This window comes from Lactiplantibacillus brownii, from assembly GCF_031085375.1.
GTDB classification, from domain to species: domain Bacteria; phylum Bacillota; class Bacilli; order Lactobacillales; family Lactobacillaceae; genus Lactiplantibacillus; species Lactiplantibacillus brownii.
On the sequence record NZ_JAVCWF010000001.1, the window covers coordinates 1,811,764 to 1,832,231 of the forward strand.

Below are 20,468 nucleotides of genomic sequence, written 5' to 3' on the forward strand. Positions count from 1 at the left end.
TGCCGAGGACCGGGATCGAACCGGTACGGTTATCACTAACCGCAGGATTTTAAGTCCTGTGCGTCTGCCAATTCCGCCACCCCGGCAACACTTTTGGTAAAAGCGGAAGACGAGATTCGAACTCGCGACCCCCACCATGGCAAGGTGATGTTCTACCACTGAACTACTTCCGCATAATTATTCAGTTAATGCCGACTAGAGGATTCGAACCTCCGACCCCCTGTTTACAAGACAGATGCTCTGCCAACTGAGCTAAGTCGGCATAAGTTGATGATTAACACAACTATAATATCATATCATGCCAAGATATATAAATCAACAAAAACTTGTAAAACTTTATCATGAAACGAACCGTGATAATGAGCCGTGACAGGCTCGAACTGTCGACCCTCTGATTAAAAGTCAGATGCTCTACCAACTGAGCTAACGGCTCAATGGAGGATACAGGGCTCGAACCTGTGACCCTCTGCTTGTAAGGCAGACGCTCTCCCAACTGAGCTAATCCTCCATGATGCATGGCAACGTCCTACCCTCGCAAGGAGCGATCCCCTAACTACTCTCGGCGCTAAAAAGCTTAACTTCTGTGTTCGATATGGAAACAGGTGTATCCTTTCCGCTATCGCTACCACACTATTGGAACTAATATTCAAATGTAACATTTAACCTCGCGGTTAAATGAGCCGTGACAGGTTCGAACTGTCGACCCTCTGATTAAAAGTCAGATGCTCTACCAACTGAGCTAACGGCTCAAATGGAGGATACAGGGCTCGAACCTGTGACCCTCTGCTTGTAAGGCAGACGCTCTCCCAACTGAGCTAATCCTCCAAAATCGCATGGCAACGTCCTACCCTCGCAGGGAGCGATCCCCCAACTACTCTCGGCGCTAAGAAGCTTAACTTCTGTGTTCGACATGGGAACAGGTGTATCCTTCTTGCCATCGTCGCCACACTATTGAGAACTTGTGCCCTCAAAACTAGCTAATATCAAATAATTTCTCCTATGAACCTGAACACCAATTGCTTGGTTAAGTCCTCGACCGATTAGTATTAGTCCGCTTCACACGTCACCGTGCTGCCACTTCTAACCTATCTACCTGATCATCTTTCAGGGGTCTTACTTCCATATAGGAATGGGAAATCTCATCTCGAGGTCTGTTTCACACTTAGATGCTTTCAGCGTTTATCAGATCCATACGTAGCTACCCAGCGATGCGCCTGGCGGCACAACTGGTACACCAGAGGTATGTCCATCCCGGTCCTCTCGTACTAAGGACAGCTCCTCTCAAATTTCCTACGCCCGCGACGGATAGGGACCGAACTGTCTCACGACGTTCTGAACCCAGCTCGCGTACCGCTTTAATGGGCGAACAGCCCAACCCTTGGGACCGACTACAGCCCCAGGATGCGATGAGCCGACATCGAGGTGCCAAACCTCCCCGTCGATGTGGACTCTTGGGGGAGATAAGCCTGTTATCCCCAGGGTAGCTTTTATCCGTTGAGCGATGGCCCTTCCATACGGTACCACCGGATCACTAAGCCCGACTTTCGTCCCTGCTCGACCTGTCTGTCTCGCAGTCAAGCTCCCTTGTGCCTTTACACTCTGCGAATGATTTCCAACCATTCTGAGGGAACCTTTGGGCGCCTCCGTTACTTTTTAGGAGGCGACCGCCCCAGTCAAACTGCCCACCTGACACTGTCTCCCGCCACGATTAGTGGCGCGGGTTAGAGTGGTCATACAGCGAGGGTAGTATCCCACCAACGCCTCCACCGAAACTAGCGTTCCGGTTTCTATGGCTCCTACCTATCCTGTACAAGCTGTACAAACACTCAATATCAAGCTACAGTAAAGCTCCATGGGGTCTTTCCGTCCTGTCGCGGGTAGTCCGCATCTTCACGGACAATATAATTTCACCGAGTCTCTCGTTGAGACAGTGCCCAGATCGTTACGCCTTTCGTGCGGGTCGGAACTTACCCGACAAGGAATTTCGCTACCTTAGGACCGTTATAGTTACGGCCGCCGTTTACTGGGGCTTCAATTCTGAGCTTCGCCGAAGCTAACCCATCCTTTTAACCTTCCAGCACCGGGCAGGCGTCAGCCCCTATACGTCATCTTACGATTTTGCAGAGACCTGTGTTTTTGATAAACAGTCGCCTGGGCCTATTCACTGCGGCTGATCTTTCGATCAGCACCCCTTCTCCCGAAGTTACGGGGTCATTTTGCCGAGTTCCTTAACGAGAGTTCACTCGCTCACCTTAGGATTCTCTCCTCGACTACCTGTGTTGGTTTGCGGTACGGGTAGTTAAATACTCACTAGAAGCTTTTCTCGGCAGTGTGACATCAGACGCTTCGCTACTAAATTTCGCTCCCCATCGCAACTTGTCCTTAAAGTGAAAAGCATTTGACTCTTCACAAGACTTGTTGTTTGGACATTCTAATCCAACAGAATGCACATCTTAGCCTACTGCGTCCCTCCATCGTTCAAACGCATTTAACTAGTACAGGAATATCAACCTGTTATCCATCGTCTACGCCTCTCGGCCTCGACTTAGGTCCCGACTAACCCTGGGAGGACGAGCCTTCCCCAGGAAACCTTAGTCATTCGGTGGATGGGATTCTCACCCATCTTTCGCTACTCATACCGGCATTCTCACTTCTAAGCGCTCCACAAGTCCTTACAGTCTTGCTTCACCGCCCTTAGAACGCTCTCCTATCACGTGACCTAATGGTCACATCCACAGTTTCGGTAGTATACTTAGCCCCGGTACATTTTCGGCGCAGGATCACTCGACTAGTGAGCTATTACGCACTCTTTAAATGGTGGCTGCTTCTGAGCCAACATCCTAGTTGTCTATGCAACTCCACATCCTTTTCCACTTAGTATACATTTAGGGACCTTAACTGGTGATCTGGGCTGTTCCCCTTTCGACGGTGGATCTTATCACTCATCGTCTGACTCCCGGATATGAATCAATGGCATTCGGAGTTTATCTGAATTCAGTAACCCAAGACGGGCCCCTAGTCCAAATAGTGCTCTACCTCCATGATCCTTAATCCGAGGCTAGCCCTAAAGCTATTTCGGAGAGAACCAGCTATCTCCAAGTTCGTTTGGAATTTCACCGCTATCCACACCTCATCCCAGCAATTTTCAACTTACACGGGTTCGGTCCTCCAGTGCGTTTTACCGCACCTTCAACCTGGACATGGATAGGTCACCTGGTTTCGGGTCTACAACCTCGTACTAAAAACGCCCATTTCAGACTCGCTTTCGCTACGGCTCCGACTTTTCAGTCTTAACCTTGCACGGGATCGTAACTCGCCGGTTCATTCTACAAAAGGCACGCCATCACGCATTAACGCGCTCTGACTTATTGTAGGCACATGGTTTCAGGAACTATTTCACTCCCCTTCCGGGGTGCTTTTCACCTTTCCCTCACGGTACTGGTTCACTATCGGTCACTAGGTAGTATTTAGCCTTGGGAGATGGTCCTCCCAGATTCCGACGGAATTTCACGTGTTCCGCCGTACTCAGGATACTGAACTGAGAAAGCTTGATTTAATCTACTGGGCTATCACCATCTATGGCGGATTTTCCCAAATCCTTCGACTATCAAACTTTTTGGTAACTCAAATGTTCAGTCCTACAACCCCAAAGAGCAAGCTCTCTGGTTTGGGCTGTTCCCCGTTCGCTCGCCGCTACTTAGGGAATCGAAATTTCTTTATTTTCCTGCTGCTAATGAGATGTTTCAGTTCACAGCGTTTACCTCCGACTAGATTATGAATTCATCTAGCGGTAACAGTTGATTAAAACTGCTGGGTTGCCCCATTCGGAAATCTCCGGATCATAGCTTACGTACAGCTCCCCGAAGCATATCGGTGTTAGTCCCGTCCTTCATCGGCTCCTAGTGCCAAGGCATTCACCATGCGCCCTTGTTAACTTAACCTTATTTTCCAAAGGAAAATACGATTAATTGAGTTTAGCGATTAAACTTCTTTTAAAAAACTCAAAAAACGCGGTGTTCTCGGTTTCATTATGAAAAAATATATTTGATATTATCTAGTTTTCAAAGAACAAGTTTGAGAGTTAGACCTCTCAAAACTAAACAAAGTTTCAACAATCATGTGTAAGGTTTCCGTAATATTCCTTAGAAAGGAGGTGATCCAGCCGCAGGTTCTCCTACGGCTACCTTGTTACGACTTCACCCTAATCATCTGTCCCACCTTAGGCGGTTGGCTCCCGAAGGTTACCCCACCGACTTTGGGTGTTACAAACTCTCATGGTGTGACGGGCGGTGTGTACAAGGCCCGGGAACGTATTCACCGCGGCATGCTGATCCGCGATTACTAGCGATTCCGACTTCATGTAGGCGAGTTGCAGCCTACAATCCGAACTGAGAATGGCTTTAAGAGATTAGCTTACTCTCGCGAGTTCGCAACTCGTTGTACCATCCATTGTAGCACGTGTGTAGCCCAGGTCATAAGGGGCATGATGATTTGACGTCATCCCCACCTTCCTCCGGTTTGTCACCGGCAGTCTCACCAGAGTGCCCAACTTAATGCTGGCAACTGATAATAAGGGTTGCGCTCGTTGCGGGACTTAACCCAACATCTCACGACACGAGCTGACGACAACCATGCACCACCTGTATCCATGTCCCCGAAGGGAACGTCTAATCTCTTAGATTTGCATAGTATGTCAAGACCTGGTAAGGTTCTTCGCGTAGCTTCGAATTAAACCACATGCTCCACCGCTTGTGCGGGCCCCCGTCAATTCCTTTGAGTTTCAGCCTTGCGGCCGTACTCCCCAGGCGGAATGCTTAATGCGTTAGCTGCAGCACTGAAGGGCGGAAACCCTCCAACACTTAGCATTCATCGTTTACGGTATGGACTACCAGGGTATCTAATCCTGTTTGCTACCCATACTTTCGAGCCTCAGCGTCAGTTACAGACCAGACAGCCGCCTTCGCCACTGGTGTTCTTCCATATATCTACGCATTTCACCGCTACACATGGAGTTCCACTGTCCTCTTCTGCACTCAAGTTTCCCAGTTTCCGATGCACTTCTTCGGTTAAGCCGAAGGCTTTCACATCAGACTTAAAAAACCGCCTGCGCTCGCTTTACGCCCAATAAATCCGGACAACGCTTGCCACCTACGTATTACCGCGGCTGCTGGCACGTAGTTAGCCGTGGCTTTCTGGTTAAATACCGTCAATACCTGAACAGTTACTCTCAGATATGTTCTTCTTTAACAACAGAGTTTTACGAGCCGAAACCCTTCTTCACTCACGCGGCGTTGCTCCATCAGACTTTCGTCCATTGTGGAAGATTCCCTACTGCTGCCTCCCGTAGGAGTTTGGGCCGTGTCTCAGTCCCAATGTGGCCGATTACCCTCTCAGGTCGGCTACGTATCATTGCCATGGTGAGCCGTTACCCCACCATCTAGCTAATACGCCGCGGGACCATCCAAAAGTGATAGCCGAAGCCATCTTTCAAACTCAGACCATGCGGTCCGAGTTGTTATGCGGTATTAGCATCTGTTTCCAGGTGTTATCCCCCACTTCTGGGCAGGTTTCCCACGTGTTACTCACCAGTTCGCCACTCACTCAAATGTAAATCATGATACAAGTACCAATCATTACCAGAGTTCGTTCGACTTGCATGTATTAGGCACGCCGCCAGCGTTCGTCCTGAGCCAGGATCAAACTCTCAAATTAATGATGAGTTCTAAAAAAGCTCATTTAAAAAGTTGGTTCAAATTTATTAATTGTTTTCACGAATTGACTTCGCAAATGTTTTGCTAACAATCACAAGGATTGCTAGACCCTACACATTTGATTTGTCGAAACTTTGTTCAGTTTTCAAAGGTCTAATTTGTTGGTTGATTACCTCAACGCAACTATTACATAATATCATCACATCTTTTAAGTGTCAACAACTTTTTTTAAGAAGCTGAATATTTATACAATTAAAATCATTTTGACTTATGCGGTTGAAACGTCGTCGGGAAGCTGTTTGACAACTATCTCTCGCAGCGACAAGATATATATTATCAAGAATTAGTATGCAGGTCAACCCTTTATTTGAATTTATTTCGATAAATTTTCAAATGATGGGATCGTATTGACCTTTACACTCTCAAATAAGCCATGTAGTTTACGCGCTGGTACAAAGACTAAGCCTTGCTGACGGCAGGCCTCACGAATCGTTGCATCAATCTTTAAGTGATTAAAAACAAATAGTGAAATGTTTTCTTGACCACTCTGAGCAACAACTGAATCATATAGCCGCAGTTGATCGACATCGATGCCAACCTCATGACGCAGTTTCCATAAAATCGACGACAGTGGCGTTTGATTGGCTAAGACTGGAAAATTGTAAAACTTAAATTGACCCTCAACTTGTTTGACCAAGAAACTCGTTCCTGCATCTTCTGGATTAATAATCGTTCCTGCAACCCGTTTAGTCATGAATGTGCCTCTTCCTTTAAACGATTCAATGAATCATCGATCCAACCGTCCAAATTCTTAGCAATCGGATCAAAGCCAGCATGGACATGCCGATTCGTCCAAAAATGTTTATGTCGAAAAGTTTTATAGATCTCTAGATCACTAGTCGTATGCTGTGGTCGGCTTTCGACACAGCGTAGTGATAAGCTGATTTTTCCAGTGTACTCGTCAATGTCTAAAATAACGACATCAACGGCTTGACCAACTTTCAAATAATCACTGATACTCTTCACATAGCCTTCGTGACATTCGGAGATATGAATCAATCCCTGATGATCGGCATCCAAAGTGACAAAAGCACCATATGGTTGAATGCCAGTCACGTGACCATGTACTTGCATGCCAATTCGATAATTACTCATCAACTCACCCTTTCTTAATTTTCGCTGTCTCGATATAAATCACTAATTTCAAATATTATAACCTGAAACGTGATGAATTCAAAATTGACAACAAAAAAAGGAGTCCCCAAAATGACGACTTCTTCTATATAATGATTAATCTTCAATGGTAATTGTTTGAATCACGACATCTTTGACTGGTTTATCTTGTCCAGCAGTCGCAACTGCAGCAATATCATCAACAACAGCCATGCCATCACTAACTGCACCAAACACTGTGTGGCGGAAATCTAACCACGGTGTCCCACCATTACCATAAGCAGTCACCACTTCTTCTGGATAACCAGCTTGCTTCATCTGATCAGCCATGCCAGGATCTAACTGTGGCTTTTGAACAATGAAAAATTGACTGCCATTGGTATTTGGTCCAGCATTCGCCATTGATAACGCCCCACGCATATTGAAGACTTCTGATGAGAACTCATCTTCAAATTGGTTACCCCACAGGCTTTCACCACCCATGCCAGTCCCCGTTGGATCGCCACCTTGAATCATGAAATCAGGAATGACCCGATGAAAAATAATGCCATCATAGTAACCCTTTTTCGCCAAACCAACAAAGTTTTCAACACTCTTAGGTGCTTGCTTAGGGAATAGTTGTACCTTGATATCACCATAATTGGTTTTAATGGTTGCCTTAGGTCCTTCGACCTGTGATAAATCTAGTTGTGGAAATGCCACAATATCACCCGTTTTCCTATTAGAATACCTTGATGATACAAGAGAATCTCCCTAATTGCTAGTAAACTTCACTAAAATGTTTAAGGTTTTGGCCAGGATTATGCGTCAACAATAGTATTTACCACGGTTATCTGGTATGCTATATCAGAAATATTTATAAATATACTTTGGAGGTAACCATGAGCTTTTTAGTTGATTTCGTGCTCCATATTGATCAACACTTGGTCACAATCGTCAACAGTTTTGGGATTTGGACTTACTTAATCCTTTTCGCCATCATCTTCATTGAAACTGGTGCGGTGATCTTACCATTCTTACCAGGTGATTCGCTGCTATTTGCCGCTTGCGCGCTTGCAGCCAACCCGACATACGGCTTGCACATCTGGTCCTTTGTGTTGTTATTCTTAGTTGCGGCACTTGCCGGTGACTCATTAAACTTTTTAATTGGGCATTCGCTTGGAGAAGCGTTGACGCGAACTTCGTGGTTCGGTCGGCTCATCAATCAAAAACAACTTGCGAAGTCTGAAAAGTTCTTCGAAAAACATGGTGGCATCACGGTCACGATTGCGCGTTTCATGCCAATTATCCGAACCTTTGTCCCCTTCGTTGCTGCTAGCAGTCGCATGGCCTATCGTCAATTCATCCGCTATAACGTCATTGGTTGTCTTCTCTGGGTCGCCCTCTGTTGCGGCGGCGGTTACTTCTTCGGTAACATTCCGTTCGTCAAAGAACATTTTTCATTAGTCGTACTGGGCATTATCGTGGTTTCATTAATTCCCGCTGTCTTTTCGGCGATGAAAGCGCGCTTCTCACACGCACCCGAAAGCGAAGATTAGTCTAAACTAAAAGCACCTCATCCGTAAAAAGATGACGTGCTTTTTTAGTTTGGATTAGTTTAATTGTTTCAAGGCTTGTTTACCCACAGACAGATAGTAGGCAAACGACCACTCTAAGATCACAAAAGCCAAGACAAAACACTGTAAAAAGAAGGTATCCGGCAATACGATAATGATGCGATCAAATAATGGGTCAAATAGCCAATCCGAATTGCGGAATAAGACCTTATGGAAGAACACAAAAAACTGATCAAAGTTTACCGCCATTGCCGCGGCGATTAACGGTGGTACCCAGAGTGCCGTCTGCATTGGCAACACAAAACGCCAAAGTTGCTGGTCGCGTTTAAGCCGACGCCACAAATAATAGGTCGTCACACAAGTCACGATAAATACCGCATAGTCCAGTAAAAACAGATTTTTGACATCCGCAAAGTGAATCAAAGCACTCGTGGAGTCCGTAAAATCGGCCATCTTGAGCCGGCTGACCCACGGAAAATTCAGATAAGCCAGCAACTGAAAATAATTGGTCATTAACCGGCCGGTAGATAGGTTCACCAAATGGCCCAGTTGCTGCCAACGTGCATTAAAATAGTATAACCAGCTCGCATTAATCGTGAGAATGATCGTCCCACTGACTAACCACAAATAGAGTCCCAGCCACTGTAACCAATTTTTACCTTTATTTAGCCACGCCATTTTCTAAGTCCCATTCGTCCAATGAATTGACTTCATTTGTCGGCTTAACAGACTGCTTCGCAACCAATTCAGGCGTAGAAACCCCGGTGTAAACCAATAATGAATCCATATCAAAGTTAATTGCTGCTGAAATATCGGTCATATAGTTATCACCGACCATGACACAATCGCGCTTGTCCAAACCAATACGATCGACCGCCTTTTGCATAATAATCGTTTCTGGCTTGCCAACATAAGTGGCGCGTTGCTGTGTCGCACGTTCAACCATCGCGATCACTGAACCAGCACCAGGCACTAAGCCACGTTCATTAGGTAGATTCGTATCGGCATTGGTCCCGATAAATTTAGCGCCACGCTTGATAGCCAAGGTCGCTAGTTCAAATTTATGGTAAGTCACGTCATAGTCTAAACCAACAATGACATAACGTGGGGCCTTCTCTTCAAATTGAAACCCTTTTTCGAGCATCGCACCCTTTAAACCGAGTTCACCAATCACATACATGGTCTTCTCGCCATGACCAGCCAAGTCATTGACATAATCAGCCGTTGCAAGTGCGGCGGTATAGACATTCGCCGGACTAACATGAATATCATGGTTATGAGCCAAATTTTCTGCAACATCTTCTGGTGACTTGGTGGTGTTATTCGTGACTAACAAAAAGTCGGTCTCCGTCGCTTGTAACCGTTCAATAAACCGTTTAGCAGCTGGAATGCGTTCACTCCCACGATAAACAGTCCCATCTAAATCAATTAAATATCCCTTGTATTTACTCACTCTCAAAATCCTCTCTACTTCTGGCGAATCGTAAAATGCCGTTTACCATTCGCTGGTTTACTCGTTCGAGCTTGATGGCCACTACCAGCGTTTACTTTTGCCGGTTGCTGCTTTTTTTCACTAAACGGCGCCGCTTTATGTTTCGTTGTAAACGGTTTGTTGCGTCGACGTTGCTTCAGCTTGCTACTGTTTCGATTGCTCCGACTACGAGATTGGGTCGTATTATTATTACTATTCCCATTAGTCCGCTTGCCGCGCCGGTCATCCTTGCGCGCATGACTAGTCTTTTTCGGCTTAATAACGCGTTCGTTCTTTAAAATGAAATAGGCGCAACCAAAATTACAATATTCATATAAATAATCCTGCACCGTTCCAATCGTCTGAGAGCGCTGAACATCCTTGGTATCATCCTTAAAAAAGCCCTTCAACCGCAGCTGTTCAAATCCCCAATCGCCAACTAAATAGTCGTACTTGTTGAGAATCGTGCTGTATCGCTCTGTAAATTTATCTAAATCAAAGCCTTCATGATAGTCCAAAACAATCTCAAACGGATGTTTGTTCACTTCAATATGGGTCTTATCCGTGCGGACACCTTGATATAAGCTCTGACGTCGTTCGGCCTGCTGTGCGGCCAATTCATCGATGTGATCGCGATTCAAATCGACACCACCTTTCTATTCTTGATGTGGGAACTGCGTGGCCAAATAATCACCGACCACGGTCCGTAAAAATTCTTTAAATAAGATTTCCGTTTGACCACTAATATTTAGGGTTGGGAAAAATGGTATAAACAAATGATGATCTAATAACGCGATTTGATACGTGGCAGTTGGGACAACCGGCGCATCATTTACTAACAACGTGTGGGTTTCTGCTCGCCATTGCAATCCCTGGTATTGAATATAACCAAAAATTTGGCCGCGGAACCCCATGCCATGAATCTGAAATTTGTTTAAAAATGGTCGTGCTAATTCCATTTCATAAATGAGTCGCCAGAGGTCTTGACCAGTCAACGTGACCCGAATGACATGCATGGCGTGTGGCAACATGGTATGCATGTCATTCAAATTGACGTCACCCGCTGGTAGATCACGCATAAATAGCCCACCGTTAAGCATCCCTAAATCAGTGCCAGCATAACTCGTGATGGCTTTTAATCCCAGCGCAGTCAAGGCACTGGCATGATGCCAATGTGGTTGCAGTTGTTGTGGAACCGTCGCAATCACTTGTTGTGATAACAGCTGTTCACCTTTTTGTTGCCAAGCCGCAATCTCACTGGCATCCGTCGCCATGACTGGTAACGTCTTGGTCGCAACGGTTTGAGCCTGCTGCTGACAAACATGATGCGCAGCGTTGATGGTCAGATTGATCTGACCCACATGTTCACCATATTTACCGGCCGCAGCCACCAGCACCCCGTGATCCATTTCACCATTCACCAATAAATGATGCGTATGACTACCGATGATCACATCAATGCCCGGATAGTGTTTAGCTAGCCAACGATCTACATTGATGCCTAAATGTGACATCACAATTAGCACATCATATTGACCCGCATAGGCCGCCATTAATTGTGGTAATCGGACTTTCACACTCGCGGGGGTCCAGCCATTTAAGGGATAAGTCAGCGTAAAGGGCGCCGTAAATGCTAACAATAAAATTCGAGTCCCACCTGCCGTCGTCACTAATTTAGCCGGCTTGGCCCATTGCGGTTGGGTGCCACTCTGAGTATCCGTGAGATTATCCAAGACCACGTCAAAATTAGCCTGCTGATAAAGTTGGTCCAATTCGGCATGAGTCAATCCCAAGCCTTCATTGTTTCCAATCGTCACGGCGTCATAACCCACTTGATTCAATAATTGAACATTTGCCCGTCCACGAGTGGCTTCTGACAACGGATGGGCACGATCGACGGCGTCTCCTAGGTCGACCGTGAGAACGGTTTGACCGGCACCTTGATGAAATTGGCGCTGATCAGCTAAATAACGCCGAATCCGTGGCCAATTTTCAAAATGCGAATGTAAATCATTCGTGTGCAAAATCGTGATCTGTTCACTCATGGTCGTCGCCTCACAATAATTATCTTCGTTAATCCTAAAGCATTCCCTGAAACCGGTCAAGCCGACTTATTGACGCTTGGCAAAATCAGCCGCTTTTCCTGTCACCATTTGCTCAATTTCTGCGAGTGAAAATGGGGCACCAAATGGGACTTTATGATCCAAATAGGCCGTTTCCGGCGTATCCACCCCAACATTGATATCCTCTTTAATGTTGACCGAATAGTGATGAATATGACCGTGCAAGTTGATAATCTGCTTCACGATCCCCATCATCATTGGATAGTGCGTCATATAATACTGTCGATGATCATATTTGATCAAGACGCCAACATCATGAAATTCAAATTTAGGGCCACCATTCAGTTGTGGATCGTGAGCTGCCAAATATTTGAAAAATGCCCGCGAATCATGATTTCCTTTAACGAAAATAATTTTACCATGACATTGTGTCAAAATGGCTAACACGCGTTCATAAGACAATTTAGCTGGTCGTGTGAAATATAAGGCCACATCCCCAAGATGATAAACCGTATCTTGATCAGTGACGCGCGCATTCCAATGGTCAATAATCGCTTGATTCATCGTCTCCACGTCTGGAAACAGCCGCGGTGCAAAATCATTTTGTCCTAATAAGTCCGCATGATAAAAATGCGTGTCTGAAGTAAAGTATTGCATACAGTTCCCCCGCTTTCGAAATTAGTCACGTTAAGTTTAATTGTACCGCTTAGGACAAGATACCGCACCAGAACGGTTTTAAGTTCTGAGTACCAAAAAAGCGTCCGACGTTTAATCACTCACGCCAGACGCTAATGCTAATTTTCATTTTCATGAACACGTTCATTCACAACTTTAATCACATATAAGACGACTAACCAAATCAAGGATGCGCCTAACGCAATCAGGGTCTCAGTTTTCAAACAAAGGACGACCATGATGAAAGCTAAAAACGCTAAAATCAGATAATCTGAAAATGGGAAAAACGGCATCCGAAAACGTTTAGACTTGTGGCGACCGACTTTTTTCCGATAAGCCAAGTGGGCCAACACGATTGCTCCCCAAATAAAGATGAAACAAGTGGTCGAAACACTGGCAATCAGTGAGAAAACTTTCCCTGGCATAAACAAGTTCAGCAATACGGCTAGGCCGATGATCAACGTTGAAAACCGGAGCGCATTACGTGGCACTTGGCTCGTTGAAAGTTGGCCCATGTGCTTGGCAAACTTTCCCTTGCCATCATACGTCAACGAAAATAACATCCGTCCGGTACTAAATAGCGCTGAGTTACAGGATGAAGCTGCCGCCGTCAACACAACAAAATTGATAATGGCAGCCGCTGACGAAATCCCAAGGTTCGTAAAGACCTGCACGAATGGACTGTGTGCCGCCGAGAAATATCGCCAAGGATACATGCACATCAGGAAGAACAATGACCCGACATAAAACAAGATGATTCGAATGGGAATATTATCAATGGCCCGAGGAATGACCGTTTTAGGGTCTTCCGTTTCGGAAGCCGTCATCCCAACCATTTCGATCCCAATAAAACTAAACAACACCATTTGAAACGATAGAACAAAACCTTTCATGCCATGCGGTAAAAAACCGCCATAATTGACTAAGTTAGTTAAACTGGCATGCCCAACTGGCGTCTTAACACTAAAGACCACCATGGCGATCCCAGCCAAAATCAACGCAACGATTGCGGTAATTTTAATGATGGCAAACCAGAATTCAGTCTCCCCAAAGGCTGAGACGTTCACTGAATTTAAACCTAGTAACAAGATCAAGATCACAAAGCCCGGAATCCATTGTGGTAATTTTGGGAACCAGAACTGCATGTATTCCCCAGCGGCCGTGATTTCAGCCATCGCAATCGTGATCCAGCAGACCCAATACGTCCAACCGGCCACGAATCCGGTCCGTTCACCGAGATATTGTTTAATAAAATCAATATAAGAATGCGTATTTAGATCCGATAATAATAATTCGCCTAATGCGCGCATCAATAAGAAACAAACGAGCCCGGTCACCAAATACGCAATTAAGATGGATGGCCCGGCTAAGTGGATGGATTGGCCGGCACCTAAGAACAGTCCGGTCCCAATCGTGCCGCCGATTGCAATTAATTGCACGTGGCGACTTTTTAATCCGCGAGAAAGTTGGGCTTTCTCCGGTTGTTGACTTGCTTTCGTCATATCAGCACTCCCCTTGTCCATCATTATACGGGTCAACCAGATGGCATTCAAAAGGGCACGCTTCCGTTTTCACGTTGATTGGTCTATGCCAGTAAACACTTAATCAGGCTAAATGCCGTGCCTATCAACTTTCTTTAGGCCGGTGCTGACGCAATCACTGACAGATCCTTATTCTGACAGTTTACAAACCAATTTGCATGAATGACGTGAAGCTAAGACAAGATAAGGTGAATATATTTCATGTGTAGTCACCAAAAAACGAGCCTAAAGGCACTTAGACTCGCTAATCTACTCAATTTTTAGGATGACCCACGCGTTCAACATCCCGTGCAATCATCAATTCTTCATCCGTTGGAATCAAAATCGTCCGGATCTTCGCATCCGCTGTGCTCAAATCCCGTTCGACCCCACTCACTTGGTTCTTATGCGGATCAATCGCGACCCCAAAATAACTTAACCTTTCTGCAATTCGTTGCCGCATTTTCGCATCACGTTCACCGATACCAGCTGTAATCACGATTGCATCAGCGCCTTGCATTTCAGCCAAATAGGCCCCGATATACTTCACAATGCGATTGACGAAGATATCAATGGCAAGTTTAGCCATTTTATCATAATCACAGCGCGCTTCGAGCTCGGCCATGTCAGCGGAACCCGCAATTCCCAGCAAACCAGATTGCGTATTTAAGATTTTCAACATGTCATCTGGATCTTTCAAGTCCAATTTTTTCATGAGAAACGCCATCAATGACGGATCTAAATCACCTGAACGCGTCGCCATTGTAATCCCAGCCAAAGGCGTGAATCCCATGGACGTATCCAGGCTTTGCCCATTTTTAATCGCCGTAATCGAACTACCCGCGCCAAGATGCAACGTGATCAGTCGCAACGCTGTTAAGGGTCGCCCCATTAACTTCGCTGCACGACCGGCAACGTAACGATGACTCGTTCCATGTGCGCCGAATTTCCGCGCCCCATATTTTTCATAATACGCATATGGTAATGAATATAAGTAATTAACCGGCGGCATACTTGTATGAAAGGACGTGTCAAAAACGGCCACCGCTGGCACGTCTGGCAAGACCCGCTTGAACGCGCGAATACCAACCGCATTAGCCGGATTATGCAACGGCGCATATTCAGCCAAACTGTCAATTTGGGTCAACACTTTATCGGTGATCAACACGGAATCTTTAAAAATTTCGCCACCAGCGACGACCCGATGACCGACACCGGTAATCTCATCATAAGTCGCGATAATATGCAACTTGATCAACTCATCCAAGATAATGTTGACCGCCGTCAGATGATCAGGCACGGACTCCGTTTCACGATATTTGTGATCCAGACCATAACGAATGTGTACGGGCGACGACTCGAAACCAATGCGTTCGATCGCCCCGCTGGCAATCACCCGTTCTTGTGGCATTTCAAATAATTTAAACTTTAAGGTCGAACTGCCAGCATTAATAGCAATCGTCTTCCCCATCAAGACTCACTCCTAGCGAATAATATTTTGACCAACCCACGCATCAATCTGCGCTGTGAAAGCTTCGAAAGCTCGCGTATCTTCAAAAGATGGGAACTCGCCTAACAAAACTTTACCCGCTTGTTGCGCCTTAGCACCATGTTTTTGTAACACGACGACAGACTTACGAGATTTCTCATCTAAGAATAAATTCGTTGGCAAGTTCAACAATCCTTGCAAATACGCTGACGAACTCATCCATTTGAGCAAGCCTTGTGCTTCCTGTGATTGGAAAATATTTGTCGGAACCAGGAACACGCCCCAGCCACCAGGTTGTAATTGTGACATGGCTTGTTCCATCAATAAATGGTGTACATAGGAATGGCCATTCGTTGCGCTAGTCTTGAACGCCTGTGCACGCTCATCTAACGGATAGTAACCCACTGGCAAATCACCAATGGCAATCGTGACCTTAGGCATCACCAACGGATCAATGGCATCTTGGTGAAATAGCTCAACCGACGATTGTTGTAGATCCATGCTCATCGCCGCAATCGCTAATTGATTATCATCGTTGTCAACCCCGTACCCTTGGATTTTTGCTTGACGCGTCGGTTGTAACTGATTCATGACGGTCGTCAACAAATTACCGGTACCGACCGCGATATCTAAAATTGAGAGCTGGTCGTTGGGTCCAATCAGCTTAGCAATCAGATAAGCGGTCAACAACCCGATTGAATCCGGCGTCATTTGATGATTTGGATCAACACGATCGTTATGAATCGCTTTGAGTAATGCTAACTGTAAGGCACGCCGAATGGTTTCAGCGTCATACTGACTTAATGTGACGGACTGATATAAGTCGGTCAGCTTAGCCACACTAGCTTGATCCGGTTGCCCGTCCTCAACTTGAACAGTCTGAGCGAGTAAATTATCACCAGTTTCGATCAAGGCATCGACGTAACTAACCGATAATTGTTGCATTAAAATAGTGACTGATTGGTCTAAGACTTTAAATAATGTTTCAGTTTCTGCTTGTGCCAGAATGCTCACCTCTTCGAAAATTCTTGAATCCTTCCCCATCTTACCGATTTTTAGAAAGGAGTTCAAGCTGGAACCCCATGAATCCGCTTTAAGATCCCAATTTCGAAATTGTGCCGTGCTGCCGATCTAGTCCGTCACTAGTCGTCCCTCCCACTGGTGATTTGTTAGAGTTTGTGTGATTTTGAACAGGTTGTTTGGCTGGTGACTTTCGGTATTCCACCAACATTTCGCGATAAATGGCTTGGCGTTGCGCAAATTCATGGTAGCGAAAGCTTTCAAACGCCCCAAAAATCATGAGAAAGGCCAACACCGACAATAAAATGCTACCCCGGTGCGTTTTCATGGTGATGGTGCCACCTTTCCTAACAATAATCTAGCTTTGAAAACTTCCCCACTGCTGATCGTGATTCTTAACTGTTGATCTGCATTGAAACTAAAACTGGCCACGTGGCTCATTAGCTCAATGCGACCGCGATTGTGCCCATTTGGTAATAATATGAGACGTTGATTTGGTGCCGGCTCCCATAACAAAACATACCAGCGATCATCACCCGCCCTTAATTTGACCCCACGTTCGCTAAACTTTTCCACTCGAAATTGATGCGCTGGATTCTCCAGTTCATGCAGCATCAGATACCATTGAATTGCGGGAATCGGGCGATGCGTAGCCACCAATAATTGGCGCTGACCACGTAGCATCACTTTGCCAACGATCAATAACACACTTAATGCTAGGACGACTTCAATTAAGGTAAATCCTGCCCGCCTACGCACCCGTCGCCAGCGGACGCAAGTCAAATTGCGCTAAGCGAACGCGTTCGTAATCATAGCGAGCCTGTTTGATCCGTTGCACTTGGCGACGCTCTTGTCGTATCATCAAAGTCTCCAGACCTAAGCTAAGACTGACGCCGGTCACTAATATCGCTAATGCTAAAACGGTCTCTGCTAGGATAAAACCGTGATGGCGCCGCCTATCCTGATATTTGGTCAACTGAATACGCTCCCCATCCCATCTTGACAGATAGTTTCGTCAGGTTATGTGGCTCTAAGGTTGATCGATAGTAAACCGCGGCCAACTTAGGGTGTCCATTTTTCATGATCTTAGTGCTGGGCGTCCCACTGACTTTGTGTAATGTTTTAGGTAACCGCAAAGTCACCGCCTTCAAATGATCTTCAGGACTGAGCGGCACAAAACGGACTGCATCGCGATCAAACCAGACCATTTGCTGATAGTCCTTGGCACTGGCGATAAACACCCGTTCCTGCCACAACGTTTGAAATTGATCCCAGAAGGCAGTCTCGTTATTAAACTGCGGCGTTTGTTGCGGAAACCTCGCAACCGCCACGACCAACAATGAGGTCAACAATCCTAGGGTGATTACGGTTTCAATCAAAGTAAACCCTGAACTAACCTTGTGTGGCATTCGTGTTACCATTGGCTTCCGGACGGCTCGTATCGAAGTTCACTGCTTGATTTGCCTGCTTCTCATTTAAATATTTCGCCTCTTTTAGGGTCTTAATATCGACCTTTCCTTTGGCCTCGGGATGATCATTCAAGTACATCTCAGCTTGGTTATAAACCACCTCCTGTAAAGCTTCCTGTTGCTTCTGCCCAGCTTTTTCACGTTGTGCATTCAAATTTGGCACGACAATCAGCATTAACAAGGCAATAATCGCTAGTACGATGACCATTTCAATTAAAGTAAACCCTTTACGTGGGGCCGCTGTTTTGAGCATGAGTCGTTTAAATCGTTTCATTTTAAAATGTCTCCCATCGACTGATACATTGGCAACAAAATGTTTAGATAGGTGCCCACAATGACCATTGCGATCACCATGAACATCAGGGGTTGAATCCAACTGATCAACCGGTTTAACTCGCGAACAAGTCGCTGATATTGCACCATGGCAAAATAAATCATTTCTTGACTCAGCTGTTCAGTCGGACTTTCCTTTCCGACTAATAGGCTTAATTCATCCGGCAACAAACGATCGGCTTTAATAATCTTACCGAGGGATTGGCCAGCTAATAACGAGCGTTCCACAAAATGCCCCTGCTGTTGCAATAAGGACTGCGCTTTAAAATGACTGCTTACCTCGCAGATCCCCCGCAACTCAAGACCGCCAGCCAATAACATTCCCGCATTCAACGTTAAATAGTAGCCACAGTAAGTGCGAATCAAGGCGCCCACGATGGGGACGCGCGCCAACCACAGATAACGTTCACGTGTCGGCAAGCGTTTTAAATGTCCCCCCACAATCAGTGTCCCTAGGATGCAAACAATCGTGACACTACCCAGCAATAGTTCCCATAAAACAACTTGTGCTGGCGCGGTCGCTGCTGCCCCAAAGTTCGGTAAAATTGCCGTTTTAACGAGCACCAGCGTGCCAATTAATAGCGCCAATAAGACGAGTGGATACTGTAATAATCGTTTAATTTGTTGTTGTTGCGTAGCCTTCGTTCGCATCAACTGACCCGCTTGTTTCAACGTTGTCGTCAATGCGCCATGTTGTTCAGCAATCAGTAGCTGATAGTATAAGTCGACCGCAATATACGCTTGTAAGGCAGTCGCCAATCCCACTCCTGCCTGCAGTTGTTGCATCACCGGCGTGAGCGGCTTAAACTCTTGACCATGAATATCCACAATAAAACGCATTGCATCGCGCAATGAAAATCCATTATCAATTAGATCTGCCAACGTTTCAAATAAGGTTGCTTGTGTGCGGATCGTTAACCGTTTAGTGACCGCGGTACCGCGCCAGAGTTTGCTTAGTGATGCGTCCCAACGCCTGCTGTCCTTCAAGTTGTCGCCCCCATTCTGTGGTCATCATTTGTGCTGGATCTGCTGCTTGGAGGGGTTGTTTGGTTGTGATGAGATCAAAGTAGGCCGCTTGTCCCCCGGTGGCTAACGGGAGTAGCCGCTGATAACTAGCAGCCGTCAGTGCTTGGCGCAAAGTTTCAACATCAATTCCCAACTGCTGTAATCGTGGCACCACCCCATAAACCCCACGCGCGTGAATCGTGCTTAGGACCAAGTGACCACTTAACGCAGCCTGTACGGCAATTTGGGCCGTTTCCGCATCACGAATTTCACCAATAATGAAAATTTCTGGATGATGTCGCAAACCCACTTTTAACAAGTCATGATAAGTCATCTGCGCTGCGGCATTCACTTGTAACTGTAAAAACTTAGGCTCATAAATTTCGACGGGATCTTCAATCGTCATCACGACCTGTTGACGACCCATCTGACGGACCAAATCGTACATCGTCGAGGTTTTCCCTGCGCCCATCGGCCCTGAAAATAGGATCAGTCCAGTTTCCTGCATCAGATTTTGCAGCTGCACACGTTGCGATGGGATCAAATACTGCAACGCGGCCTGACGCGATTGGTACAATAAGCGGACCACTAAAGATTCCCGTCCCAAGAAATCCCCCACGGCTGAGATTCGCAGATTCAACATTTCTTCGGCAATCACGACGGACATAGCACCCAACTGTGGCCGACGATGATCACTGATCGCCATGTTACTGCGATATTTTATATGATTGATCAACTGCTGAGCCGCCACGGCTTCTAGGGTCATCAACGTCTGTAATTCACCAGCCGCTTGTAACAAGATTTGGTACTCGTTCGCAGTCGGCAGCCAGTAGATATCGCTGGCTTGCTGGTCAACTGCGGCCTGAATGATGGTACTTAATTGCGTTTCAACTGACAATTTCTCATCCTCCTTTCAACAACCAGTTCCGCAAAGCCGGTCAAAAAAAGCGGCCAAGTTAATCGTTAAATTAACTCAGTCGCTG

General features: G+C 46.0%; 19 protein-coding genes, 7 tRNA genes and 4 rRNA genes. 1 reads left to right on the forward strand and 29 read right to left on the reverse strand.

Annotated elements, in window-relative coordinates; all coding sequences use genetic code 11:
• The 14 genes from RA086_RS08520 to RA086_RS08585 form a co-directional block, all read right to left on the reverse strand.
• Positions 1-86: transfer RNA gene (locus tag RA086_RS08520), tRNA-Leu, on the reverse strand.
• A gap of 15 nt (positions 87-101) precedes the next feature.
• A tRNA-Gly gene (locus tag RA086_RS08525) sits at positions 102-173 on the reverse strand.
• 16 nt (positions 174-189) lie between these two features.
• Positions 190-262: transfer RNA gene (locus RA086_RS08530), tRNA-Thr, on the reverse strand.
• Between the two features lie 98 nt (positions 263-360).
• Positions 361-433, reverse strand: a tRNA-Lys gene (locus RA086_RS08535).
• A 2-nt stretch (positions 434-435) separates the two neighbouring features.
• Positions 436-508 (reverse strand) — tRNA-Val (locus RA086_RS08540).
• A gap of 5 nt (positions 509-513) precedes the next feature.
• Positions 514-630 (reverse strand): 5S ribosomal RNA (gene rrf / locus RA086_RS08545).
• 46 nt (positions 631-676) lie between these two features.
• Positions 677-749: transfer RNA gene (locus RA086_RS08550), tRNA-Lys, on the reverse strand.
• A 3-nt stretch (positions 750-752) separates the two neighbouring features.
• Positions 753-825 (reverse strand) — tRNA-Val (locus tag RA086_RS08555).
• 6 nt (positions 826-831) lie between these two features.
• Positions 832-948: ribosomal RNA gene (gene rrf, locus RA086_RS08560) — 5S ribosomal RNA — on the reverse strand.
• A 72-nt stretch (positions 949-1,020) separates the two neighbouring features.
• Positions 1,021-3,941: ribosomal RNA gene (locus RA086_RS08565) — 23S ribosomal RNA — on the reverse strand.
• A 205-nt stretch (positions 3,942-4,146) separates the two neighbouring features.
• A 16S ribosomal RNA gene (locus tag RA086_RS08570) occupies positions 4,147-5,712 on the reverse strand.
• The 16S, 23S and 5S rRNA genes sit together here with 7 tRNA genes alongside, the layout of an rRNA operon.
• Positions 5,713-6,084: 372 nt before the next feature.
• Entirely contained in the window at positions 6,085-6,465 is a 381-nt protein-coding gene (locus RA086_RS08575) for a hypothetical protein (protein WP_308703391.1), read from the reverse strand.
• Complete coding sequence (locus RA086_RS08580; RefSeq protein WP_308703392.1) at positions 6,462-6,866, reverse strand: CvfD/Ygs/GSP13 family RNA-binding post-transcriptional regulator; 405 nt, start codon at positions 6,864-6,866, stop codon at positions 6,462-6,464. Before RA086_RS08580 ends, RA086_RS08575 begins: the two co-directional genes overlap by 4 nt.
• A gap of 135 nt (positions 6,867-7,001) precedes the next feature.
• Entirely contained in the window at positions 7,002-7,586 is a 585-nt protein-coding gene (locus RA086_RS08585; RefSeq protein ID WP_308703393.1) for a peptidylprolyl isomerase, read from the reverse strand.
• A 179-nt stretch (positions 7,587-7,765) separates the two neighbouring features.
• Between RA086_RS08585 and RA086_RS08590 the strand changes: the two genes are divergently transcribed.
• Positions 7,766-8,422: a VTT domain-containing protein gene (locus RA086_RS08590; RefSeq protein ID WP_308703394.1), complete on the forward strand. Its 657-nt coding sequence runs from the start codon at positions 7,766-7,768 to the stop codon at positions 8,420-8,422.
• A gap of 54 nt (positions 8,423-8,476) precedes the next feature.
• Here the strand turns inward: RA086_RS08590 and RA086_RS08595 are convergent, their stop codons facing one another.
• The 15 genes from RA086_RS08595 to comGA form a co-directional block, all read right to left on the reverse strand.
• Positions 8,477-9,118, reverse strand: coding sequence for a TIGR01906 family membrane protein (locus tag RA086_RS08595; protein WP_308703395.1), 642 nt, complete (start codon positions 9,116-9,118; stop codon positions 8,477-8,479).
• Positions 9,102-9,893, reverse strand: coding sequence for a TIGR01457 family HAD-type hydrolase (locus RA086_RS08600; RefSeq protein WP_308703396.1), 792 nt, complete (start codon positions 9,891-9,893; stop codon positions 9,102-9,104). The genes RA086_RS08595 and RA086_RS08600 overlap by 17 nt, the downstream gene beginning before the upstream one ends.
• Positions 9,894-9,907: 14 nt before the next feature.
• Positions 9,908-10,552: a YutD family protein gene (locus tag RA086_RS08605; protein WP_308703397.1), complete on the reverse strand. Its 645-nt coding sequence runs from the start codon at positions 10,550-10,552 to the stop codon at positions 9,908-9,910.
• Between the two features lie 15 nt (positions 10,553-10,567).
• Positions 10,568-11,956 carry a bifunctional metallophosphatase/5'-nucleotidase gene (locus RA086_RS08610; protein WP_308703398.1) on the reverse strand — a complete coding sequence of 463 codons (1,389 nt, stop codon included), beginning with the start codon at positions 11,954-11,956 and terminating at the stop codon, positions 10,568-10,570.
• Positions 11,957-12,022: 66 nt separating this feature from the next.
• Positions 12,023-12,631: a metallophosphoesterase gene (locus RA086_RS08615; protein ID WP_308703399.1), complete on the reverse strand. Its 609-nt coding sequence runs from the start codon at positions 12,629-12,631 to the stop codon at positions 12,023-12,025.
• Between the two features lie 137 nt (positions 12,632-12,768).
• The gene (locus tag RA086_RS08620) at positions 12,769-14,151 is read right to left on the reverse strand and encodes an amino acid permease (protein ID WP_308703400.1); all 1,383 of its coding nucleotides are present in this window, start codon (positions 14,149-14,151) and stop codon (positions 12,769-12,771) included.
• A gap of 292 nt (positions 14,152-14,443) precedes the next feature.
• Entirely contained in the window at positions 14,444-15,640 is a 1,197-nt protein-coding gene (locus RA086_RS08625; RefSeq protein ID WP_308703401.1) for an acetate/propionate family kinase, read from the reverse strand.
• A 12-nt stretch (positions 15,641-15,652) separates the two neighbouring features.
• Positions 15,653-16,702 (reverse strand): class I SAM-dependent methyltransferase, encoded by a 1,050-nt coding sequence (locus RA086_RS08630; RefSeq protein ID WP_407659087.1) that lies wholly within the window; start codon positions 16,700-16,702, stop codon positions 15,653-15,655.
• A 49-nt stretch (positions 16,703-16,751) separates the two neighbouring features.
• Positions 16,752-17,006 (reverse strand): hypothetical protein, encoded by a 255-nt coding sequence (locus tag RA086_RS08635; RefSeq protein WP_308703402.1) that lies wholly within the window; start codon positions 17,004-17,006, stop codon positions 16,752-16,754.
• On the reverse strand, positions 17,003-17,437 hold the full coding sequence (locus RA086_RS08640; protein ID WP_308703403.1) for a prepilin-type N-terminal cleavage/methylation domain-containing protein: 435 nt from the start codon (positions 17,435-17,437) through the stop codon (positions 17,003-17,005). Before RA086_RS08640 ends, RA086_RS08635 begins: the two co-directional genes overlap by 4 nt.
• The gene (locus RA086_RS08645; protein WP_308703404.1) at positions 17,430-17,654 is read right to left on the reverse strand and encodes a type II secretion system protein; all 225 of its coding nucleotides are present in this window, start codon (positions 17,652-17,654) and stop codon (positions 17,430-17,432) included. Before RA086_RS08645 ends, RA086_RS08640 begins: the two co-directional genes overlap by 8 nt.
• Positions 17,635-18,099, reverse strand: a complete 465-nt coding sequence (locus RA086_RS08650) for a type II secretion system protein (protein ID WP_308703405.1) — start codon at positions 18,097-18,099, stop codon at positions 17,635-17,637. Before RA086_RS08650 ends, RA086_RS08645 begins: the two co-directional genes overlap by 20 nt.
• Positions 18,071-18,421, reverse strand: a complete 351-nt coding sequence (comGC, locus tag RA086_RS08655) for a competence type IV pilus major pilin ComGC (protein ID WP_308703406.1) — start codon at positions 18,419-18,421, stop codon at positions 18,071-18,073. The genes RA086_RS08650 and comGC overlap by 29 nt, the downstream gene beginning before the upstream one ends.
• Complete coding sequence (locus RA086_RS08660) at positions 18,418-19,467, reverse strand: type II secretion system F family protein (RefSeq protein WP_308703407.1); 1,050 nt, start codon at positions 19,465-19,467, stop codon at positions 18,418-18,420. The genes comGC and RA086_RS08660 overlap by 4 nt, the downstream gene beginning before the upstream one ends.
• On the reverse strand, positions 19,403-20,383 hold the full coding sequence (gene comGA, locus RA086_RS08665; RefSeq protein ID WP_308703408.1) for a competence type IV pilus ATPase ComGA: 981 nt from the start codon (positions 20,381-20,383) through the stop codon (positions 19,403-19,405). Before comGA ends, RA086_RS08660 begins: the two co-directional genes overlap by 65 nt.
• Positions 20,384-20,468 lie beyond the last annotated feature (85 nt).

Coding starts and splice junctions, on each gene's coding strand:
- RA086_RS08610 (WP_308703398.1), bottom strand. CDS start 11,956: ATGAGTGAACAGATCACGATTTTGCACACGAATGATTTACATTCGCAT.
- RA086_RS08620 (WP_308703400.1), bottom strand. CDS start 14,151: ATGACGAAAGCAAGTCAACAACCGGAGAAAGCCCAACTTTCTCGCGGA.
- RA086_RS08625 (WP_308703401.1), bottom strand. CDS start 15,640: ATGGGGAAGACGATTGCTATTAATGCTGGCAGTTCGACCTTAAAGTTT.
- RA086_RS08590 (WP_308703394.1), top strand. CDS start 7,766: ATGAGCTTTTTAGTTGATTTCGTGCTCCATATTGATCAACACTTGGTC.
- RA086_RS08650 (WP_308703405.1), bottom strand. CDS start 18,099: ATGGTAACACGAATGCCACACAAGGTTAGTTCAGGGTTTACTTTGATT.
- comGC (WP_308703406.1), bottom strand. CDS start 18,421: ATGAAACGATTTAAACGACTCATGCTCAAAACAGCGGCCCCACGTAAA.
- RA086_RS08595 (WP_308703395.1), bottom strand. CDS start 9,118: ATGGCGTGGCTAAATAAAGGTAAAAATTGGTTACAGTGGCTGGGACTC.
- RA086_RS08580 (WP_308703392.1), bottom strand. CDS start 6,866: ATGAGTAATTATCGAATTGGCATGCAAGTACATGGTCACGTGACTGGC.
- RA086_RS08615 (WP_308703399.1), bottom strand. CDS start 12,631: ATGCAATACTTTACTTCAGACACGCATTTTTATCATGCGGACTTATTA.
- RA086_RS08635 (WP_308703402.1), bottom strand. CDS start 17,006: ATGAAAACGCACCGGGGTAGCATTTTATTGTCGGTGTTGGCCTTTCTC.
- RA086_RS08575 (WP_308703391.1), bottom strand. CDS start 6,465: ATGACTAAACGGGTTGCAGGAACGATTATTAATCCAGAAGATGCAGGA.
- RA086_RS08630 (WP_407659087.1), bottom strand. CDS start 16,702: ATGGGGAAGGATTCAAGAATTTTCGAAGAGGTGAGCATTCTGGCACAA.